General features: G+C 54.5%; 3 protein-coding genes. All 3 read left to right on the forward strand.

What is annotated here, in order from left to right; genetic code table 11:
• The coding region (locus VLA04_04685; GenBank protein ID HSI20961.1) for a hypothetical protein at nucleotides 1–781 on the forward strand (781 nt) is incomplete at its 5' end.
• A gap of 6 nt (nucleotides 782–787) precedes the next feature.
• A complete protein-coding gene (locus VLA04_04690) occupies nucleotides 788–2,011 on the forward strand; it encodes a hypothetical protein (GenBank protein ID HSI20962.1) in 1,224 nt (407 codons plus the stop codon).
• Nucleotides 2,004–2,516 (forward strand): hypothetical protein, encoded by a 513-nt coding sequence (locus tag VLA04_04695; protein ID HSI20963.1) that lies wholly within the window; start codon nucleotides 2,004–2,006, stop codon nucleotides 2,514–2,516. The genes VLA04_04690 and VLA04_04695 overlap by 8 nt, the downstream gene beginning before the upstream one ends.
• Nucleotides 2,517–2,572 lie beyond the last annotated feature (56 nt).

Here is a 2,572-nt window from a genome sequence, read left to right on the forward strand (position 1 = left end):
TGAGCTGAAGGCAACCAAAAATGTTTCCCCGGATCCCCGCGCTCTTCCTGACACAAACCTGGAATCACTCCTCGCAGAGTTTCCCCTCCCTGCCACCCCGTCACGGGCAATGGCTCAGGAAGTCCGCACTGAGAAGCCTAGAGTTCTCAAAGAAAAGAAGCCCCGTTCTTTCAAAGGCGTGAAGCGCCTTGCCCTCCGCACTGCCGTCCTGGCCCTTATGGCGACAGCGGGTTGGACTGGCGTGCAGGCACTCCAAGACAAGGAAGCTGGTCAGGTTGCTGGAGTAACCACCGCTACAACCCCTATTCCTGATGCAACCCTGACAGAGAACCCCGCCAACAAGTACAAAGAATCCTTTGCTACCGTTCCTTTTGCCCAAACCGAGTGGGAGAACTTTGCCGACCCAGACCTTGGCTTCACGGTACGGTACCCCAAGAACGCCACCAACATTGTCCGGACTAGCACCAATGCCTGGTTCCTTCGTTACGATGGCTACTTCCTGAAGGTTACCGTTGAGACAACCAACGACCAGCTGGATGGCTGGTGGGCCAAGAGCAAAGGCTTTTACGAAGAAGGAAACACAATCTCCAAGGGTACCTTCAAGAGCCGCCCGGCGTACATCATCCGCCCTACAGAACCCACCAAAAGCAGCGGGACTACTTACTTTGTTGCTAGTAAGACAGGTGTGACCCACATTTTCGTCCGGGATGAACTAGACCCTGAAACTGACGATGCCAAGCGCATTACCAGCATGGTAAACAGCCTGACCCTCACCAACTAGGGTGTTATGGAGGGATATCTTTCACTTGCACTCAAATACCTCCTTAGCCCAGCACACTACCTTGCTGGACAAATAGGGCTGCCTTCCCACCTCCCTGCCGTAGAGCTTGGGGTGGGCTTAGTTTTTCTCGCCTCCCTTTTTGGTCTCGCGCTACTTGCCCTGTACTCTTGGCTGCACACAAAGCGCACCATCGCCCTGGTAACCTCCGTAGTCTTAGCAGTGGGTGGCGTAATAGGGCTCCTCACGAGTGTCACAGTGCCCCATACGTGGCTTTACCTTCTTATCCTAGACATTGTTGCTGCGGACCTGTTTTGGCGCCTCCTTACCCGCCAGGGCATGCCCCGTGGGATACGCCGCGCCGGAACCGTTTGGGCCACCGCCTCGCTCCTTCTGAGTGCAGGCACCCCAGCCCTCTTTTTGTTCCATACCTACTTCTCGGAGCAGCGGGCCAATACAGCCATTGAAAATTACCTCATCGCAGAACGCACCCACCTCCTAACAGCAGAACAGGAAAGAGTCACCGGGGCCGTGACAACATTAAGCACCTCCCCGCAGTTCTCCGGGGTTGAGCTAAGTCCAGGGAACCCGGTCCTCATTTCCCTGCTCCAACAAATGTCAGTCACTGAGCGGATATCCTACCTAGTCCTTATCAGTAAGTCCGATAAGAAAGTGCTGGCACGCACACAGCCGGCTGCCGCCTTTGGTGATACCTGGCCGGTTGATTTGTCGGACATCACCACTGGAACGGCATCGGGCATCACCCTGTCTGAACGCGCCATCCCCCTTGTGGTAAGTGCACATCCCCTTAAGGATAACGACCTCTATGCCTTAGTGGGCGGGATCCAGGTTGACCAAACCTACCTGACCACAAGGGTGGCAGGAAGCAAATATCCTCTCTTTATTTCTTCCAACCGGGGAATAACCGCACTGGCTGGCTCCGATGGCAACATCCTCAATGCCTTAAGTTCACAGAGCATTGATACGTACCTCGCTGACCGGACAGGTAAAGCCGGCGCCTTCACCCTAGCTAGCAACAAGAAAAAGTACCTCGTCCGCACCCTGCCAGTCATGTCGGGTGATACTGCTGTAATCACCTTAGGGGCAGCCCATGAGGATGCCGGCATTGGCATGCGCCTTCGCTTGGACCTGGTGCTTATGGTGGCCGTGGCAATACTAATCTTAGTCCTCCCTGCCCTACTGTGGAGAAAGAAGGAGGAAACCCATGAATAAAACCTTGCAAGCCAAAGTTCTCCTCATTACGGCTTTTCTGCTCCTGGCGTGTGCTGGCGGATTAGCTTCTTGGTTGGGACACATTGTACTTGACCCCATTAGGAACGTGCAGGTGACGGCTACAGGAAGCTCCATATACGCCGAACCTCGGACCCTTTTCCGCAACGGAGGGTACCTGGCGCAAGTAGGACAGCCAGTTGCCATTCCGGTTGGTATCGATAGCAACGGTGGCAGCCTGGGCAATATCACAGCCGATTTTCAGTACAGCCCCTTGGATATGTCAGTAGGGCTTGGTGCAACAGGCAATTCTATTTGCAATGCCTTTACCAGCAGGGAACACGATACCGTGACCGGGAGGTTTGTAGTGAGCTGTACAGCACCTACCAGTACTGGCGGACAAGTGGCCCCTTTTGTAACGTTCATCGTTACACCGCTCCGCAGCGGCGTGCACCCCATTAAACTCGCTGGCCGCCTGAATGAATATGCGGTCATTACTGCGCAATAGATCTAGATTCAAACCGGGAATTCTGGTACGGTCGATAGGACGCAAATTTGGCAGGG

This window comes from Verrucomicrobiia bacterium (assembly GCA_035460805.1).
In the GTDB taxonomy this organism is placed as follows: Bacteria; Patescibacteriota; UBA1384; order CAILIB01; family CAILIB01; genus DATHWI01.